The sequence below is a fragment of the Acidovorax sp. 93 genome (assembly GCF_003633835.1).
In the GTDB taxonomy this organism is placed as follows: Bacteria; Pseudomonadota; Gammaproteobacteria; order Burkholderiales; family Burkholderiaceae_C; genus Acidovorax; species Acidovorax facilis.
In genome coordinates this window covers 746402-762500 of record NZ_RBIT01000001.1, presented here as the reverse complement: position 1 = coordinate 762500, position 16099 = coordinate 746402, and the positions used below count along the sequence as shown (strand labels likewise).

Sequence of the window (16099 nt, the reverse complement as noted above, 5' to 3'; positions counted from 1 at the left end):
ACAGCGCTGCGCAGCTCGGTGATGGGTGCATAGTTGGTCTTCAACATGTTGATCACCGCATGCAAGGTGTGACCCGAGTCCGCAAGGTCATCCACCAGTAGCACCTTGCCTGCGATCTCACCTTTGGGCGTCGTGATGAACCGCGCGATATCCAGATGCCCCTGCACCGTTCCAGCCTCGGCACGGTAAGAACTTGTGGACATGATGGCCAGAGGCTTGTCAAAGATGCGGCTCAGAATATCGCCAGGACGCAAACCTCCCCGGGCAAGGCACAGGATCGTGTCGAACGCCCAGCCCGATTGGTGCACCTTGAGCGCCAACTTCTCAATAAGACTGTGGTACTCGTCATAGCTGACGTAAAGGTGTTTGCCGTCTTCGGTCAACATGCAGTAGCTCCTGGATAGATAGCTGTGGGTGCGGAAGTCACTGGCAATTTCAAATGATCAACCAGCGACATAAGGGTGACGCATCATGATGGTGTGATCACGGTCGGGGCTCGTGGAGATCATATCGATAGGCACACCCGTAACCTGTTCAATACGCTCCAGATAACGGCGAGCGCTCTGTGGCAATTTGACATAGTCCGTCACGCCAACGGTGGACTCACTCCAGCCTGGCAATGTCTCATAGATAGGCTTGCAGCGCGCGATATCTTCCGCGCCCATGGGCAGAAGATCGATGTGCTCACCGTCGAGTTCATACCCGGTGCAGAGCAATAGTTCTTCCAGCCCGTCCAGAACATCCAGTTTGGTGATACACAAACCGGAAAGGCCATTGACCTGAGCGCTACGCTTGAGCAGCGCGGCATCGAACCAGCCGCATCGACGACTACGCCCCGTGGTCACCCCCTTCTCAGCGCCCACCGTGCTCATGTGATACCCAGGCGTACCAGGCACTTCCCAGTCCAGCTCCGTCGGGAAAGGACCGCCGCCGACGCGAGTGCAATACGCTTTGGTAATACCGAGTATGTAGTGCAACATGCCGGGACCGACGCCCGAGCCCGCCGCTGCGTTCCCGGCTACACAATTGCTCGATGTGACATAGGGGTAGGTCCCATGATCCACATCTAGCAGCGTACCTTGTGCGCCCTCAAACAGAAGATTGGCACCATCTCGATGGGCGTCGTTGAGCTCGCGCGATACATCAGCCATCATGGGCTTGAGCAACTCTGCATGCCGCATCGCTTCTGCATACACCACATCGAACTGAACTTTGCCGTCCTCGATATAAGGCTTGAGTGCATCACCAAACGCAAAGGTGCCCGAGCGCAAATAGGTCGTAAGGATATGGTTATGCAGATCCAGCAATTCACGAAGCTTGGCAGCAAACCGCTCGGGGTACTTCAAGTCTTGCACCCGCAGGGCACGACGGGCAATCTTGTCTTCATACGCGGGACCAATACCGCGACCAGTAGTTCCGATTTTTTCCGTTCCACCCTGTTCACGTGCAGCTTCACGCGCCACATCAATGGCTGCATGGAACGGAAGAATCAGCGGGCAAGCTTCGCTGATTCGCAAGCGTGAACGCACTTCGACGCCCGCTTTTTCAAGGCCTTCGATTTCCTCAAACAGCTTGGCTGCCGACAAGACAACACCATTGCCGATGTAGCACTTGACGCCTGGGCGCATGATGCCACTAGGGATCAGGTGCAGCGCCGTCTTGACGCCATTGATGACCAGTGTGTGGCCCGCGTTGTGCCCACCTTGAAAACGGACGACACCTTGTGCACTTTCGGTCAGCCAATCAACCAGCTTGCCCTTGCCTTCGTCACCCCATTGGGTTCCGACCACCACTACGTTGCGACCTTTGGTTGCTTTCATCTCAAACCCAATTCAATTATCAATTGCTTAAACAGCCTGCACGACCCAACGGCCCGCAATCTGCACCAGTTCTCGATCACAGTGGAACTCGTCCACTTCGCTCTCATGCCCCGGCAAAACACAGACCACCGTCTCACCAGACGTGCGGAGTTCCGCGATGGCTGCATTCACTTCATCCGACTCTCCCCAGGGAGCACGGATAGCAGCTTTCAATGCCCGTGGAGAGACCACGCCCACTACCTGCTTGATATCCAGGCTAAATCCCGCTGCGGGACGATTGCGGCCGAACACAGCCCCCACCTCGTCATAACGGCCACCCCGAACGAGCGCATCGCTTGCGCCCGGGGCATAGATCGCAAAACGCGCACCGCTGTAGTAGGCATAGCCACGCAGATCGGCCAGATCAAAAGTGACAGCAGCCCCCTCAAGGCGGGATGCCAGCCAATTCAAATTTGATAGCACTTGAGATATGCCAGGAAAGCGCTGGAAGGCTTTTTTAGCTTCAATCAACACACCCTGATCACCGTAGAGCTGAAGCAACGCCAACAAACCCTCGCGCGACTCCACAGGGAAATCTCGGGTCAGTGCCGCGAGTTCAGCCGCGTCCTTGGCTGCCAGTGCCGCATGGATACCGCTCAACACCTGGGCATTCACGGACACGCCCGCCAGAAGATTGCGCACGATGCGCACATCCGCCAGATCAATCGTGGTGCTGGGCACATTTGCAATGCGCAAGCATTCCCGGGCGAGCTGCAACGCCTCAAGATCAGCCTCCAGCCCCGCATGTCCGAAGATTTCTGCGCCGAACTGGAGCGGCTCGCGGGTGGCATGCGGACGATCAGGCCGGGTATGCAACACTGGCCCGCAATAGCAGAGGCGAGTCACGCCCTTGCGATTGAGCAAATGCGCGTCAATTCGAGCGACCTGGGGGGTAGTGTCCGCTCGAAGCCCCATGGATCGCCCTGAGAGCTGGTCCACGAGCTTGAAGGTCTGGAGATCGAGGGCCTCTCCCGTACCTGTCAGCAGGGATTCAAGATGCTCCAGCAACGGGGGCATGACCAGCTCATAGCCGTAGCAGCGGGCTGTATCAAGCAGCCCGCGACGCAATTCTTCGATGTGCCGTGCTTCGGACGGCAAGACATCGGCAATGTGATCCGGAAGGACCCAAGCAGACATGGAAAAAAGGGGAGGCTGTTAAAACCGTGATTCTACCGGGAGCGGCGAAGAGCCCAGAGAGACTCCACCCGCTACCGGCTCTGGCGCTGTTCAGAACCAGAGCATCACCACGCCAGCAACGATTGCCAGCAAACCGAAAAACCGAATCTGGCCATCCTGCAGCAGCGCAATCTGAGCGACTGCACGTCGCCAACTCTGAGGCGAAAGAAATGGCAGTAGTCCCTCAATCACCAGCACCAAGGCGAGCGCTGCCCAGAGGCTTTCCGAACCCACAGCGGCAGGATGTCGAAAATCAGTAGGGGGCTACTTCCGGGGTGCTGCAGGCATAGCCGCAGAGTTTCCACCTCGGAATGTCTTGAAAAACTCTGATGACGAGGGGTCCAGAACCATTACATCGCTCTTCTTGTTGAAGCTGGATTTGTAGGCTTCCAGGCTCCGGTAGAACTGCGCAAACTGCGGATCCCGCCCAAACGCCTCGGCATAAATGCGCGCGGCTTCGGCGTCACCTTCGCCTTTGATCTTCTGAGCATCCCTGTAGGCATTGGCAATAGTGATCTCACGCTGGCGGTCTGCATCAGCACGAATTTTTTCACCTTCCGCCGCACCCGTAGAACGGAGTTCATTGGCCACGCGTTTGCGCTCGGCCTCCATGCGCCGATACACCGATTCCGTAATCGCCTCCACGTAATCGACGCGGGTAATGCGAACATCGACAACATCCACACCCCACGGCTTAGCGCCACGAACGGTCTCCAGCACTTCACGCTTCACATCCGCCATCAGTGCTTCCCGCTTCAGGGAAAGAAGCTCCTTGACGGTGCGCTTGTTGATTTCCTCCTGGAAAGCATTGCGCACCACGCGATTGAGTTGCATCGCTCCGGCACTCTCATCCAGTCCAACGTTGCGGATGTACTCCGTTGGCTCGGAGATACGCCACCGCACATACCAGTCGATGACCACCCGTTGCTTCTCCGCAGTCAACATGGGTTCCGTGTCACTGCTATCCAGTGTCAAAAGGCGTTTGTCGATGTACGACACGTTTTGAAAAGGCGGGGGCAGCTTGAAATTCAAGCCTGGCTCTGTGATCACTTCCTTGATCTGCCCCAGGGCGTAAAGCACACCAAACTGGCGCTGGTCCACCACAAAAAGCATGGAGCTCATCAGGGCCAGCACCACCAAGAGGGTAGATGCAATAAATCCGACTCTGTTCACGAGTTGCTCCTAGCGAGATTCACGATCACGTGTGCGACTGCTGTCACGCGCGCGGGGGTCATTCGAAAAAGTGGTCGAAGGGGCTGCCGGCACTGCAACGGGGGCCGTCGTATTTGCAGCGGGAGCATCCGATGCACCTCCCCCGCTGGCAACACTTTGCATGATCTTGTCCAGTGGCAAATACAACAGGTTGGAACCCTGCCGTGATTCAACCAGCACCTTGGTTACGTTGCCATAAATCTGCTGCATCGCCTCCAGATACATGCGGTCGCGGGTCACCTGTGGTGCCTTCTGATACTCTGCCAGAATCGAAGAAAACCGCTGGGCATCACCTTGTGCCTGGGCAACAATCCGAGCTTTGTAGGCTGCTGCTTCCTCGTTCAAGCGCGATGCGGACCCCACTGCACGTGGAATCACATCGTTGGCATAGGCTTGGGCTTCATTCTTGGCCCGCTCACGCTCCTGCCCCGCTTTGAGGACATCGTCAAAGGAGGCCTGCACCTGCTCAGGTGGACGGACACCACCTTGCTGCAGATTGATACCCACCACCTCGACACCTACCTTGTAGCGATCCAAGATGGTTTGCATGAGTGTGCGGACACGGGGAGCGATCTGATCACGCTCTTCGGCCAATGCCGTATCCATGCGCATCTTCCCGACCACCTCCCGAACTGCCGTCTCCGCAGCTTGCACCACCGCATCCGAAGGGTTCTTGCTTTCAAACAGCCACGCGCGGGCGTCACTCAAGCGGTACTGGACCGCGAACTTGATCTCGACGATATTTTCATCTTCTGTGAGCATGGCCGACTCACGCAGACCTGTGCTCTTGATGATGCTGTCTCGCCCCACATCGGCAGACCGAATCTGGGTGACAAATACCAGTTCGTGGCGCTCGATGGGGTAAGGCAAACGCCAGTTAAAACCTGCACCCACGGTGCTTTTGTACTTGCCGAACTGGGTAATGACCGCCTGCTGACCTTCCTGAACAATAAAAAATCCTGTTCCCATCCAGATCACAAAGACGATCCCAGCGATCAGCCCCACGCCCACACCAGCGCTCTTCATATCTGGCTGGAAGCCCCCCCCCGAACTACCACCGTTGCCCGGACCACGGCCACCGCCGTTCTTGGAGCCAAAAAAACCTCCGAGCTTCTTGTTGAGGTCGCGCCAAAGTTCATCAAGGTCGGGCGGCTGTCCATTGCCAGGCCGCTGATCGCCGCCCCGATTTCCGGCTGGAGGAGGCGCAGCAGGACGCTCCTCCGGACGTGAACCGTCGTCTGCCTTGTTATCGTCGCCGCGCCCCCACCGAGGGTCATTCAGATTGAACATGCCCCGAATACGTTCTGGCAGCGAAGCCCAGCGTAGGGTGCGATTTTGAAAATTCATGCGCAAAGTCTCTGGTTCTCTGGATGGCATTGGTAATGCTGGCATTGTGCCCAATCAGGGCGCGGCCCCTGGCAATTCAATGGCGGCATCAGGGGTCATGCATTTTTGAGCGGCAAGTACCCTTAGCGAGAGCGCATGGCGCAGGGCATCCAACCCCTCACCAGAACGAGCACTCACGAACAAACGCGGGAAGACATGCCCATCCACGTCGTACTGGTCTTCAAGAAGCGGGGGGCGCTGCTCAGCCTGTAGAGAATCCAACTTGTTGAACACAAGTATCTGGGGGATGTCAGCTGCACCAATCTCGTTCAAGACCTTTTGAACCTGAGCCATTTGCTCAGGAAAGCCCGGATTGGAGGCATCCACTACGTGGAGTAAAAGGTCCGCATCAATGGCCTCTTGCAACGTTGCCTGGAATGCATCCACCAAGCCATGAGGAAGGTCCCGAATAAACCCTACGGTATCCGAGAGGGATACCGATCGCCCAGCATCGCCCAAATAGAGTTGCCGTGTTGTGGTGTCCAGTGTTGCAAACAATTGGTCTGCAGCGTAGGCGCGAGCCTTCACCAGCGCATTAAAGAGCGTGGACTTACCAGCGTTGGTGTACCCCACCAATGAAATATTGAACGTATCGCGTCGCTCACGCTGCCTTCTCTGGGTGGTCCGCTGGCGCTTGACCTTCACGAGGCGCTCACGCGTGCGCTTGACAGCGTCGCCAATCATCCGACGATCCAGTTCAATCTGTTTTTCACCCGGGCCGCCGCGCGCACCAATGCCCCCTGTCTGGCGCTCGAGATGCGACCAGCGGCGCACAAGGCGGGTGCTGAGATACTGCAATCTTGCCAACTCCACCTGGAGTTTGCCCTCGTGGCTGCGGGCACGTTGCGCGAAGATTTCCAAGATCAACAACGTTCGGTCATTGACTGGAAGCTCAAGGTGACGCTCGAGGTTTCGCTGCTGCGCCGGACTGAGCGACTGATCGAACAAGACTTCCGCCGCGCCATGCATTTGTGCCAACGTACGGATTTCATCCGCCTTGCCACTACCAATAAACAAGGCCGCATCCGGCGCCTTGCGTTTGCACGTCAAGCGGGCGACAGGCTTCATACCAGCTGTCTGGGCAAGCAATCCCAATTCTTCGAGATCGGCGTCGAAGTGAGGAAGACCAAAATCAACCCCAACCAGAAGCACCGGGGTGCCATCTCCCGACGAAGCGGTCATCGATTGCAAAGTAGATTGCCGCCTCGCCCGATCAGGGCAAGACGCGAAAACGGCAACACAAACAACAACTTAAGCGTTGTTGCTATCTGCATCAGAGGTGTCGGCAGTAGAGAAGTTGACCGCGCGGCCCGGCACGATGGTGGAAATGGCATGCTTGTAGACCATCTGGGTGACTGTATTGCGCAGCAACACCACGTACTGATCAAACGATTCGATCTGCCCCTGCAGTTTGATTCCGTTCACGAGATAGATGGAAACAGGAACATGCTCCCGACGCAAAGCGTTGAGGAAGGGGTCTTGCAAAAGCTGGCCTTTGTTGCTCACGATATTCTCCGTGTTCAAAAATGTTGTTGTAAACCAGCACCTTACCACAGCACGGAGCACAACCCCGCCTCAGGATGCATGGCCCTTTGGGAACCCAGCCTTTGACTTAGGCTTCCTCTTTATCAGCGAAAGGGTTGTGCGATGTCTTCATCTCTATCCGGAGCGGTGTACCCACCAAGTCGAATTCTTTGCGGAAGCGGCCCTCCAGAAAGCGCTTGTAGGCATCTGTGACGTGTTCCAACGAATTACCATGGATGATGATCACCGGGGGATTCATGCCCCCCTGATGGGCATATCGCAGCTTTGGCCGGAACATGCCTGCGCGTTTCGGACTCTGAAATTGAACAGCTTCTAGCAACAGGCGCGTCAATACTGGCGTTGACATCTTGCAGGTTGCCGCCTTGTGGGCTTGGGCAATCGATGCCCACACCGGCCCCAAACCCTGCCGTTTTTTTGCAGAAATGAAATGCAAGGACGCAAATTTCAGAAATGCGAGCCGGGTCTCGATAGACCGCTCCAGCAACTGACGCTGGTAGTCATCAACGGCATCCCACTTGTTAACCGCAACAACCACGGCTCTCCCGCTCTCCAAGATGTACCCCGCAATGTGCGCATCCTGATCAGTGACACCCTGGGTAGCGTCGAGCAACAGCAGCACCACATTGGCCGATTCAATGGCTTGGAGCGTCTTGACGACCGAGAATTTCTCTATCGCCTCGAAAACTTTTCCCTTGCGGCGCAATCCCGCCGTATCCACCAATTCAAAGCGCTGCCCATTGCGTTCGAAGGGTACCGTGATCGCATCACGGGTCGTTCCCGGCATATCAAACGCAACCAGACGCTCTTCGCCGAGCCAGGTGTTGATCAGCGTCGATTTGCCAACATTCGGCCGACCTGCCACAGCAAGTTTGATGATGCCTTTGTCAGATTCAACATCAGAGTCGTCAGGGTCAGGAAGCTGAAGCGGCTCCAGCGCAATCTCCACCAGGCTTCGGATACCCTGCCCATGGGCAGCAGACACAGGGTAAACCTCGCCCAGACCCAGCTCATAGAACTCGGCGAGTTGCACGCCTTCCAGCATGCCTTCTGCCTTGTTGGCAACAAGTACACAAGGTTTACCAAGGCGGCGCAAGTAATTCGCGATGTCATGGTCTTGCGCAGATACACCTGCGCGCGCATCCACCACAAAAATGACCACATCAGCTTCGGCAACGGCCTGCTGCGTCTGCTTGGCCATTTCCTTGTAAATTCCGCTCGATGCATCAGGCTCAAAACCGCCGGTATCGATCACGATGTACTCGTGCTTGCCCTGCTTGCCATTGCCGTAATGCCGGTCACGCGTAAGCCCTGCAAAGTCCGCAACAATGGCGTCGCGGGACTTGGTCAGGCGGTTGAAGAGCGTGGACTTGCCGACATTCGGACGCCCCACGAGGGCGATAACTGGCTTCATTAAATAAAATCCATCAATCTGGACGGAATCCGTAGACACCACCATTGCGAGTAACCACCACCAACGTATCTGCGGCCACAGCGGGTGCTGCGGCGATGCCAGATCCGTCCGTGGCGATGCGGTTGAGCGGAGAACCATCCGTGCGGGATAGCAGGTGAACGAGGCCTGTGTCGTCCCCGACTACGACGGAGCGGCCCAACAACAAGGGCGCCGTCAGTTTGCGGTGTTTGAGCCTGTCGGTGGCCCACAGACGCGAACCATCGCTGCGACGCCACGCCATGACCGTGCCATTGCCCTCAGCACCGAACAGAGCCTCCCCGTCTCCATGCACGCCATCGGCACCACTGGCGGGTTGCGTCCAAGTCACTGCGCCTCTGGCAGCATTGACACAACCCACAGCCGTCTGGAAGGCACGTGCACAGATGGAATCACCTACTCTGCTAGTACGCCCAACCAACTCCACCAGTCTCTCAACATCGTTGGTTCCCCGCGCACTTGCCAAAGGAGCCTCCCAACGAACGCTGCCATTGTCTGGATTCAGACCTACGACACGGCCGGAAAACCCCGCAACCAAGGTATCTCCAACAGCCAGCAAAACGCCCGCCTGGCGCAAAACCAGAGGCTCACCGGGGCGCTGCTGACTCCAGAGTTTGCGGCCCGACACCGCATCAAATGCCGCCAAAGAACGATCGGCCGAAAGCACAAATACACGCCCACCCGCAACGAGCGGGGGGGTGAATACTTGCGCAGCCAATGATTGGCGCCACCGCTCGCGGCCAGCATCCAGAACGATCAAGGTGTTGCTGCGGGAAACAACCGCAGCCGATTTTCCGTCGCTACCTACCCCCGAAGACAAAGGCTCTGAAAGCGCTAAACGCCAAACGTCGCCACCGGTTCGGGCATCGATGGCCGCCACAACCCCGTCGGAGGAGGCAACAGTCACCACATTGCCTGCGGAATGGACATCAAGCGGCAATCCAGCAACGCTGCCAATGCGCGCAGTCCAAGCCTGCCGCACACCCAGCACCGCAACATTGGCCCCCAGATCTGCCGGCATCGGCTTGGAGCTCCCGCTGTTCCACAGCGAGCATCCAGCCAATGTGGCAACCAGAACCGCTGAAGAAATGCACCGCAGGCCGAACATTCTGCCCTTTGCGCCGTCTCCACATATGAATGCCATGGCTATTTCACCCCATCAATGGATCCGGCGGCAGCTACTGCAACACCTTGTGGAGAAACACCCAGAGCACCGAGCTTTACCTCCACAAGACGACGGTACTCCACCCCCTCCTCGAAGGACTTATAGGCCTTGGAATACTCCGCAATAGCTTCCGCACGCTTATCCTGCAGCAGATAAATGTCTCCCTTACGATCCGCAAAGACCGCTTCAAACTCCAAAGGAGCGCTTCCAGACAACTGCTTGAGGGCGTCGTCGTAGTTTTTTTGATCCATCAGCACGCTGGCCAAGCGGACCTTGGCCAATGCCTTGAGACCATCATCTCCCGACTGCGCAGCCACCCAGGCAAGCGCCTCCTTGGCGCCATCAGCATTGCCTGCCTCAACCATGGTCTTGGCCAATGCAAGCCCCGCCTGACTGGCCTGGGTAGTGCCCGCATACTTGGCCTTGAGGTCGGCAAACGCCTGAGCCATGCGCGCCTGGTCACCCGCTCGGGCAGCCACGTCTACAGCATCGTAGAGCGCTGCGGCCTGGCTCGCCTGCCGGTTCTGCCAATACTGGTATCCGTTCCAGGCGACCAAGGAGCCTGCCACCAAAATCAGCACGGAGCTGATGAGGGTGCCCCAGGTGTTCCAGAAATGCTTGAGCTGATCAAGCTGCTCTTGTTCTTCGAGATCAAGGTGATTTGCCATGGAATGTGTTCTGTTTAGCGGTTGGATTGTAGGTTGGAGGCCCAATCGGCCAGGGAATCTAGCGGATGGTCAGACTGCGCACCCACACCATCGCGCAATGACTTGACGACAACCATCCCCCGGGACAGCTCATCCTCCCCAAAGACCAGCGCATGCTGCGCGCCACTCCCATCTGCCTTCTTGAATTGGGATTTCATGCTGCCCATACCCTCGCCCCCTGCAGGCGCAGCATGCATCTGCACACTGAGGCCCAACTGTCGCAGGCGCTCGATGGTGGTCACAGCCACGGGCAGCGCCGCCACAGAGGGGATCACGGCATAGACATCAGGTACAAGGGCTGAGACCGTGCTGGTCTGCTCCTTGAGCAGTTCAAGCACACGCTCAACCCCTAACGCCCAACCCACCGCCGGGGCTGCCTTGCCACCGATCTGCTCTATCAGATAGTCGTAGCGACCACCGCCACAAATGGTGCCCTGCGACCCCAGCTGATCAGTGACAAACTCAAAGACCGTAAGGTTGTAGTAGTCCATGCCCCGAACCAGCCGGGGGTTCACGGTCCAGGCCACATCATTGGCGCTCAGAATGGACTTCACTGCATCAAAGTGCGCGAGCGACTTTGGCCCCAGAAAATCAATCAATCGAGGCGCAGCCTCCACCACGGCCTGCATAGCGGGGTTCTTGGTATCCAGAATGCGCAACGGATTGCTATGCAAACGCCGACGCGCCTCCTCATCCAGCACCTCGACATGCTGTTCCAGGTACGAAATCAGCGCCGCTCGGTGCGCCTTGCGTTCATGCGGTTCACCCAGGCTGTTCAGTTCCAGGCGCACGTTCTGCAACCCCAGTTCGCGCCACAGCGAGTGGGCCAGAAGAATCAACTCCGCATCGACCTCCGCACCAGGAAAGCCGAGCGCTTCAGCGCCAATCTGGTGAAACTGGCGATACCGCCCGCGCTGCGGACGCTCATGGCGGAACATGGGCCCCATGTAGTAGAGGCGCTTGCCTCCGTCATACAGCATGGAATGCTCAGCAACTGCGCGAACCACCCCTGCAGTCGCTTCGGGACGCAAAGTGAGATGCTCGCCATTGAGACGATCCTCGAACGAGTACATCTCTTTTTCGACGATGTCCGTGACCTCACCGAGGCCACGAACAAACAGCGCCGTGGGCTCAACAATCGGCGTACGGATGTTGCGATAGGCATATCGAGCCATAAGGGTGCGGACCTTGGACTCCAGCCACTCCCATCGGGCGGATTCAGGAGGCAGGATATCGTTCATGCCTTTCACGGCCACCAGCTTTTCCGGCTTGGTCGACGAAGCGCTTTTTTCGTTACTCACAACTGTTCTTTTCTCTATCTGGCAACTATTCGAAGGACATCACCCACTATCTCAAGATAGCGGCTCAGTATCAATCAGGGTAAGGCGAGCAACGCTCAGGCCAAAGTCACAGCAGCGGCGCCAAAACGCTTTTCGATGTACTGCTCGACAATTTGGTGGAATTCATGGGCGATGTTGTCACCCCGCAGCGTCATCGCCTTCTCGCCATCAATGAACACAGGGGCTGCTGGCGCCTCCCCCGTACCAGGCAGGCTGATGCCGATGTCCGCGTGCTTGCTCTCACCAGGCCCATTGACAATGCATCCCATCACCGCAACACGCAAGTTTTCGACGCCAGGATAGCGAACGCGCCATACAGGCATCTGGGCACGCAGAAAATCATCAATCTGCTTGGCGAGGTCCTGGAAGGTGGTGCTGGTAGTGCGACCACAGCCAGGACACGCCGTGACACTGGGAACAAATACACGCAAGCCCAGAGCCTGCAGTATCTCGGAGGCCACCACGACCTCCTGTGTGCGCGCTTCACCGGGCTGGGGCGTCAGAGACACGCGAATGGTGTCACCAATACCTTCCTGCAGCAACACAGACAACGCAGCAGCCGACGCTACTGTGCCTTTGGTTCCCATGCCTGCTTCCGTGAGTCCCAGGTGCAAAGGGTAGTCGCAGCGGCGTGCCAGTTCACGGTACACAGAAATCAGGTCCTGCACACCGCTAACTTTGCAGGACAAGATGATTTGGTTGCCATCAAGGCCCATTTCTTCGGCCCGGCGCGCAGATTCAATGGCCGAGGTAATCAACGCCTCGTACATCACCTGGCGTGCTTCCCAAGGAGTAGCACGGCGGCTGTTGGCATCCATCAAATCAACCAGCAAGTCCTGGTCAAGGCTGCCCCAATTCACACCAATACGCACGGCTTTGTTCCAGCGAATGGCTGCATCGATCATCTGGCCGAACTGCCGATCCCTCTTGTCGCCCTTGCCTACGTTGCCGGGATTGATGCGGTACTTGGAGAGCGCCTGTGCGCACTCAGGAAAATCCGTAAGAAGCCGGTGCCCGTTGTAGTGAAAGTCCCCCACCAAGGGGACGCTTTCTCCCATACGGTCCAATTGTTCACGAATGTAGGGTACTGCCGCTGCGGCCTCAGGGGTGTTCACCGTGATCCTGACGAACTCCGAGCCAGCCTGCGCCAGTTCCTTGACCTGAATGGCTGTGCCAATGGCATCCACGGTGTCTGTGTTGGTCATGGACTGCACTCGCACCGGAGCATCCCCGCCCACGGTCACCACGCGCGATCCCCACACAATCCTGGCTTGGCGGGACCGTCGTGGCAAGGGGGACGCCACCGCAATGGGCTCCATCTCACAAGGTAACCGTTCCATCATTTCACCTCGAAGCGAGCTACGTTCTCACGGGACACAGGCGTCAAGTCAAAAGGCTTTCCGCGCACGAATACCTCTGTCACGTCGGCACGCCCAATCACCACGGCCAGCGGCATTTGGCCTGCGACAGACACCGACTCACCCGCCGCGAGATTCCTTTGCAACGCCACGGTGCCTGCGGAATCACGCACCTGCACCCAGGATTCGCTGCGCGCGCGCAGCACCAATGCGCCGACCGGTGGCGTTGTAGCGCTTGCCGTCTCCACTGGGGCTGATGCAGCGTTGTTAGTAGCGGCAACCGCAACGGCGGGAGCCGCGTCTGTGCGACCTGCCACTGACGGCAGAGAAACGTCGGGGATACGCTGGGCAGCAGCGGGGATTGCATCCGACGCACCCGTGACAGCAGGGGTGGCCTGCTGCTCGACCACATCAGCCGGCGGTTGGATCGATGCGGGGGCAACAAGCGGGCTCGTTACACCGTCCTGCTGCCTGGGGAAAAAGACCAGGATCAGTGCCCCCACCAGCAGCGCCAAAACCACCACCGTTACGGACCGCGAGGTGGACCCTGAGGAAAAAGACGCCGATGAGGAAGACGACTTCCCGATACTGCCTTTCACCGGAGCATTCAATCCCGCACTGTCTGTAGCCAGGCGAGGGCTTTTACTTTGTGGCAACAGCGACAAAATGGGGGCGGGGTCCAACTTGAGCGTTCTGCACATGCTGGAGGCAAGCGCACGCACAAACACTGTATCGGGCAGGGCCTCATAGTTATCCGCCTCCAGCGCCTCCAGCTTGCTGACAGGCACTTTCAGCGCCACTGCCAAAGCAGCGATGTGCATACCAGACGCTTGTCGCGCCTCCCTCAGCAAACTACCCGCTGTCACCCCACCACTTTCCAAAACCTCACTCATTGAAAGCCCCACGCTCGTATGCACCCAACTCCCGTGAGTCCGGGAAACGCTTGCGCAACTGATCAGCCAGTTGCTTCATGGCCACGGAATCACCCAAAGCGCGCTCAACCTTGATCCCCAGCCACAACGACTCGGAATTGGCGTACTGGCTGTTGTTGAGCCGCCGGATATAGAACTGAGACCGGGTCAATTCATTGCGACGCAACAAAAGCGCCGCGAGGTGATAACCGACCACAGGGTTTGCCGCATCCAGTTCATAAGCTTTCAGCAGCGACTGCTCGGCCTCCGCAAACTGGCCAGCGCCTGATTGGCACAGGCCTTGGGCCATCAAGGTCTTGCCGCGTGCTGTGTATGCAGGATTTGCGAGAGCCCTACCAAAGTGCTGATTCGCCTCGGCGTACTTTTGCTGCTGGCACAACAACCAACCGTAGTTGTGCAGCAGATTGGGATCCCCGCCCCGCAGCGCCAATGCTCGGCGAAAACTGTCGTCCGCCTGGGCAAAATCGCTCAACCTCATGTAGATGAGGCCACGAAGATTGAAGGCATCGGCGTAGGTGGGATCAGCTGCCAGCGCCTGCTTGACTTCATCGAGCGCTACGGCCGTCTGACCATTCTCAAAATAGTTGGAAGCAAGCTCCAGACGGATACGGGCGCGACGCCGCGTCTCTGGCTCATCAGACGGGGTAATCATTCCCGCGTTGGCGTCGGCGGTCTGCATGCCGCTATTGGTTGCACACCCTTGAAGCGCTGCCACGCAGGCCACCACGCCACATGCCGTGAGAGTCCAGCGGCCCCATTGCTGCCAGCGTCCAACCAATCTCACCATGTAGAGCCTCCTTGAAGTATGCCGATTGCTTGTTGATCAAGTCACCGGTTTGAGCACGATTGTCCGCTGCTTTGCCATGCGCTCGGCAGCCCTTGTGCGGTCCTTGACATCGCCTGCGAGCTGACCACACGCAGCGTCGATGTCATCTCCGCGGGTCTTGCGCACGGTCGTGACGATACCCGCTTCGCTCAAGACTTTGGCGAAAGCCAGCACCTGATTTTGTGGCGAACGCAACAGCCCTGACGCGGGAAACGGATTGAAAGGAATCAGGTTGAATTTGCAGCGCACACCCACACCACGGGCGGGCTTGACAAGTTCGATCAGCTGCCGTGCGTGCTCAACCTGATCATTGACACCATCGAGCATGCAGTATTCAAACGTAATGAAGTCGCGCGGCGCATGCGCCAGATATCGATTGCAGGCAGCCAGCAATTCTTCAATGGGATACTTGCGGTTCAGCGGCACCAGGTTGTCGCGCAAGGGGTCATTCGGCGCATGCAAAGACACCGCGAGAGCCACAGGACAATCCACGGACAAGCGGTCCATCATCGGAACCACACCCGACGTTGAAACCGTGACCCGCCTGCGTGACAAACCATACCCATGGTCGTCCAGCATGACGCGCAAGGCCGGAACGAGGGCCGAGTAGTTCTGCAGCGGCTCCCCCATCCCCATCATCACCACGTTCGAAATGACGCGGTCCTCAGATTGGAGGCGCTGGCGCAGGGAATGCTCAGCAAACCAAAGCTGTGCAACGATCTCCCCTGTGGTGAGATTTCTGCTGAAGCCCTGGTGCCCCGTGGAACAGAAGCGGCAACCCACAGCGCAGCCAGCCTGCGAGGATATACACAGGGTTCCGCGATCATCTTCGGGAATAAAAACCGCCTCGACCGCATTGCCATCCCCCACGTCAAACAGCCACTTGACCGTGCCGTCTGAGGAGACATGTTCGGAGATGACGGGCAAGGCCTCGACGCGAGCACAGCCCTTGAGCTTGTCGCGCAAGGCCTTTGCCAGATCACTCATGGCGTCAAAGTCACTGGCGCCGCGCTGATGAATCCAGCGAAACAACTGCGTGGCGCGAAACCGCTTTTCACCCAACTGCTGGCAGAAAGCCGCCAGACCGTCGAGATCAAATTCCAAAAGATTGGTGGTCACTGCGCCCTCCCCGGGGTGGGCCGAACG

Annotated in this window: 16 protein-coding genes (1 of these 16 only partly in view); all 16 read right to left on the bottom strand. The window is 57.8% G+C overall.

Going from position 1 to position 16099, the window contains the following annotated elements; all coding sequences use genetic code 11:
* Positions 1-386 carry the 5' portion of a phosphoribosyltransferase gene (locus C8C93_RS03455; RefSeq protein WP_121420591.1) on the bottom strand. 139 nt of this gene lie to the left of the window's left edge, so only the first 386 of its 525 coding nucleotides appear in the window; it begins with the start codon at positions 384-386; its stop codon lies beyond the left edge, outside the window.
* 57 nt (positions 387-443) lie between these two features.
* A complete protein-coding gene (locus C8C93_RS03450; protein ID WP_121505927.1) occupies positions 444-1820 on the bottom strand; it encodes an adenylosuccinate synthase in 1377 nt (458 codons plus the stop codon).
* Between the two features lie 27 nt (positions 1821-1847).
* Positions 1848-2996 (bottom strand): ATP phosphoribosyltransferase regulatory subunit, encoded by a 1149-nt coding sequence (locus C8C93_RS03445; RefSeq protein ID WP_121420593.1) that lies wholly within the window; start codon positions 2994-2996, stop codon positions 1848-1850.
* A 90-nt stretch (positions 2997-3086) separates the two neighbouring features.
* Positions 3087-3269 (bottom strand): DUF2065 domain-containing protein, encoded by a 183-nt coding sequence (locus tag C8C93_RS03440; RefSeq protein WP_121505926.1) that lies wholly within the window; start codon positions 3267-3269, stop codon positions 3087-3089.
* 30 nt (positions 3270-3299) lie between these two features.
* Positions 3300-4208, bottom strand: a complete 909-nt coding sequence (hflC, locus tag C8C93_RS03435) for a protease modulator HflC (RefSeq protein WP_055398652.1) — start codon at positions 4206-4208, stop codon at positions 3300-3302.
* 9 nt (positions 4209-4217) lie between these two features.
* Positions 4218-5594 carry an FtsH protease activity modulator HflK gene (gene hflK, locus C8C93_RS03430; RefSeq protein ID WP_121505925.1) on the bottom strand — a complete coding sequence of 459 codons (1377 nt, stop codon included), beginning with the start codon at positions 5592-5594 and terminating at the stop codon, positions 4218-4220.
* A 54-nt stretch (positions 5595-5648) separates the two neighbouring features.
* Positions 5649-6815 carry a GTPase HflX gene (hflX, locus tag C8C93_RS03425; RefSeq protein WP_121420597.1) on the bottom strand — a complete coding sequence of 389 codons (1167 nt, stop codon included), beginning with the start codon at positions 6813-6815 and terminating at the stop codon, positions 5649-5651.
* Between the two features lie 69 nt (positions 6816-6884).
* The gene (hfq, locus tag C8C93_RS03420) at positions 6885-7139 is read right to left on the bottom strand and encodes an RNA chaperone Hfq (protein WP_010464175.1); all 255 of its coding nucleotides are present in this window, start codon (positions 7137-7139) and stop codon (positions 6885-6887) included.
* Positions 7140-7245: 106 nt separating this feature from the next.
* Positions 7246-8589, bottom strand: coding sequence for a ribosome biogenesis GTPase Der (gene der, locus C8C93_RS03415; RefSeq protein WP_121505924.1), 1344 nt, complete (start codon positions 8587-8589; stop codon positions 7246-7248).
* Positions 8590-8602: 13 nt separating this feature from the next.
* Positions 8603-9733, bottom strand: coding sequence for an outer membrane protein assembly factor BamB (bamB, locus tag C8C93_RS03410; RefSeq protein ID WP_121505923.1), 1131 nt, complete (start codon positions 9731-9733; stop codon positions 8603-8605).
* A gap of 38 nt (positions 9734-9771) precedes the next feature.
* On the bottom strand, positions 9772-10458 hold the full coding sequence (locus tag C8C93_RS03405) for a tetratricopeptide repeat protein (RefSeq protein WP_121505922.1): 687 nt from the start codon (positions 10456-10458) through the stop codon (positions 9772-9774).
* A 14-nt stretch (positions 10459-10472) separates the two neighbouring features.
* On the bottom strand, positions 10473-11738 hold the full coding sequence (hisS, locus tag C8C93_RS03400; protein ID WP_228899738.1) for a histidine--tRNA ligase: 1266 nt from the start codon (positions 11736-11738) through the stop codon (positions 10473-10475).
* Positions 11739-11893: 155 nt separating this feature from the next.
* Positions 11894-13156: a flavodoxin-dependent (E)-4-hydroxy-3-methylbut-2-enyl-diphosphate synthase gene (gene ispG, locus C8C93_RS03395; protein WP_199726978.1), complete on the bottom strand. Its 1263-nt coding sequence runs from the start codon at positions 13154-13156 to the stop codon at positions 11894-11896.
* Positions 13157-13176: 20 nt separating this feature from the next.
* Entirely contained in the window at positions 13177-14016 is an 840-nt protein-coding gene (locus tag C8C93_RS03390) for a RodZ domain-containing protein (protein ID WP_233559232.1), read from the bottom strand.
* 64 nt (positions 14017-14080) lie between these two features.
* Positions 14081-14914, bottom strand: coding sequence for a type IV pilus biogenesis/stability protein PilW (pilW, locus tag C8C93_RS03385; protein WP_121505920.1), 834 nt, complete (start codon positions 14912-14914; stop codon positions 14081-14083).
* Positions 14915-14950: 36 nt separating this feature from the next.
* Complete coding sequence (gene rlmN, locus C8C93_RS03380) at positions 14951-16072, bottom strand: 23S rRNA (adenine(2503)-C(2))-methyltransferase RlmN (RefSeq protein WP_121505919.1); 1122 nt, start codon at positions 16070-16072, stop codon at positions 14951-14953.
* Between the last annotated feature and the right edge of the window lie 27 nt (positions 16073-16099).

Excerpts from the sequence above, each read along its gene's own strand:
- C8C93_RS03450 (WP_121505927.1), bottom strand. The coding sequence starts at position 1,820 with ATGAAAGCAACCAAAGGTCGCAACGTAGTGGTGGTCGGAACCCAATGG.
- C8C93_RS03445 (WP_121420593.1), bottom strand. The coding sequence starts at position 2,996 with ATGTCTGCTTGGGTCCTTCCGGATCACATTGCCGATGTCTTGCCGTCC.
- hflK (WP_121505925.1), bottom strand. The coding sequence starts at position 5,594 with ATGAATTTTCAAAATCGCACCCTACGCTGGGCTTCGCTGCCAGAACGT.
- hflX (WP_121420597.1), bottom strand. The coding sequence starts at position 6,815 with ATGACCGCTTCGTCGGGAGATGGCACCCCGGTGCTTCTGGTTGGGGTT.
- der (WP_121505924.1), bottom strand. The coding sequence starts at position 8,589 with ATGAAGCCAGTTATCGCCCTCGTGGGGCGTCCGAATGTCGGCAAGTCC.
- bamB (WP_121505923.1), bottom strand. The coding sequence starts at position 9,733 with ATGTTCGGCCTGCGGTGCATTTCTTCAGCGGTTCTGGTTGCCACATTG.
- C8C93_RS03405 (WP_121505922.1), bottom strand. The coding sequence starts at position 10,458 with ATGGCAAATCACCTTGATCTCGAAGAACAAGAGCAGCTTGATCAGCTC.
- hisS (WP_228899738.1), bottom strand. The coding sequence starts at position 11,738 with ATGAACGATATCCTGCCTCCTGAATCCGCCCGATGGGAGTGGCTGGAG.
- ispG (WP_199726978.1), bottom strand. The coding sequence starts at position 13,156 with ATGGAGCCCATTGCGGTGGCGTCCCCCTTGCCACGACGGTCCCGCCAA.
- C8C93_RS03390 (WP_233559232.1), bottom strand. The coding sequence starts at position 14,016 with ATGCACATCGCTGCTTTGGCAGTGGCGCTGAAAGTGCCTGTCAGCAAG.
- pilW (WP_121505920.1), bottom strand. The coding sequence starts at position 14,914 with ATGGTGAGATTGGTTGGACGCTGGCAGCAATGGGGCCGCTGGACTCTC.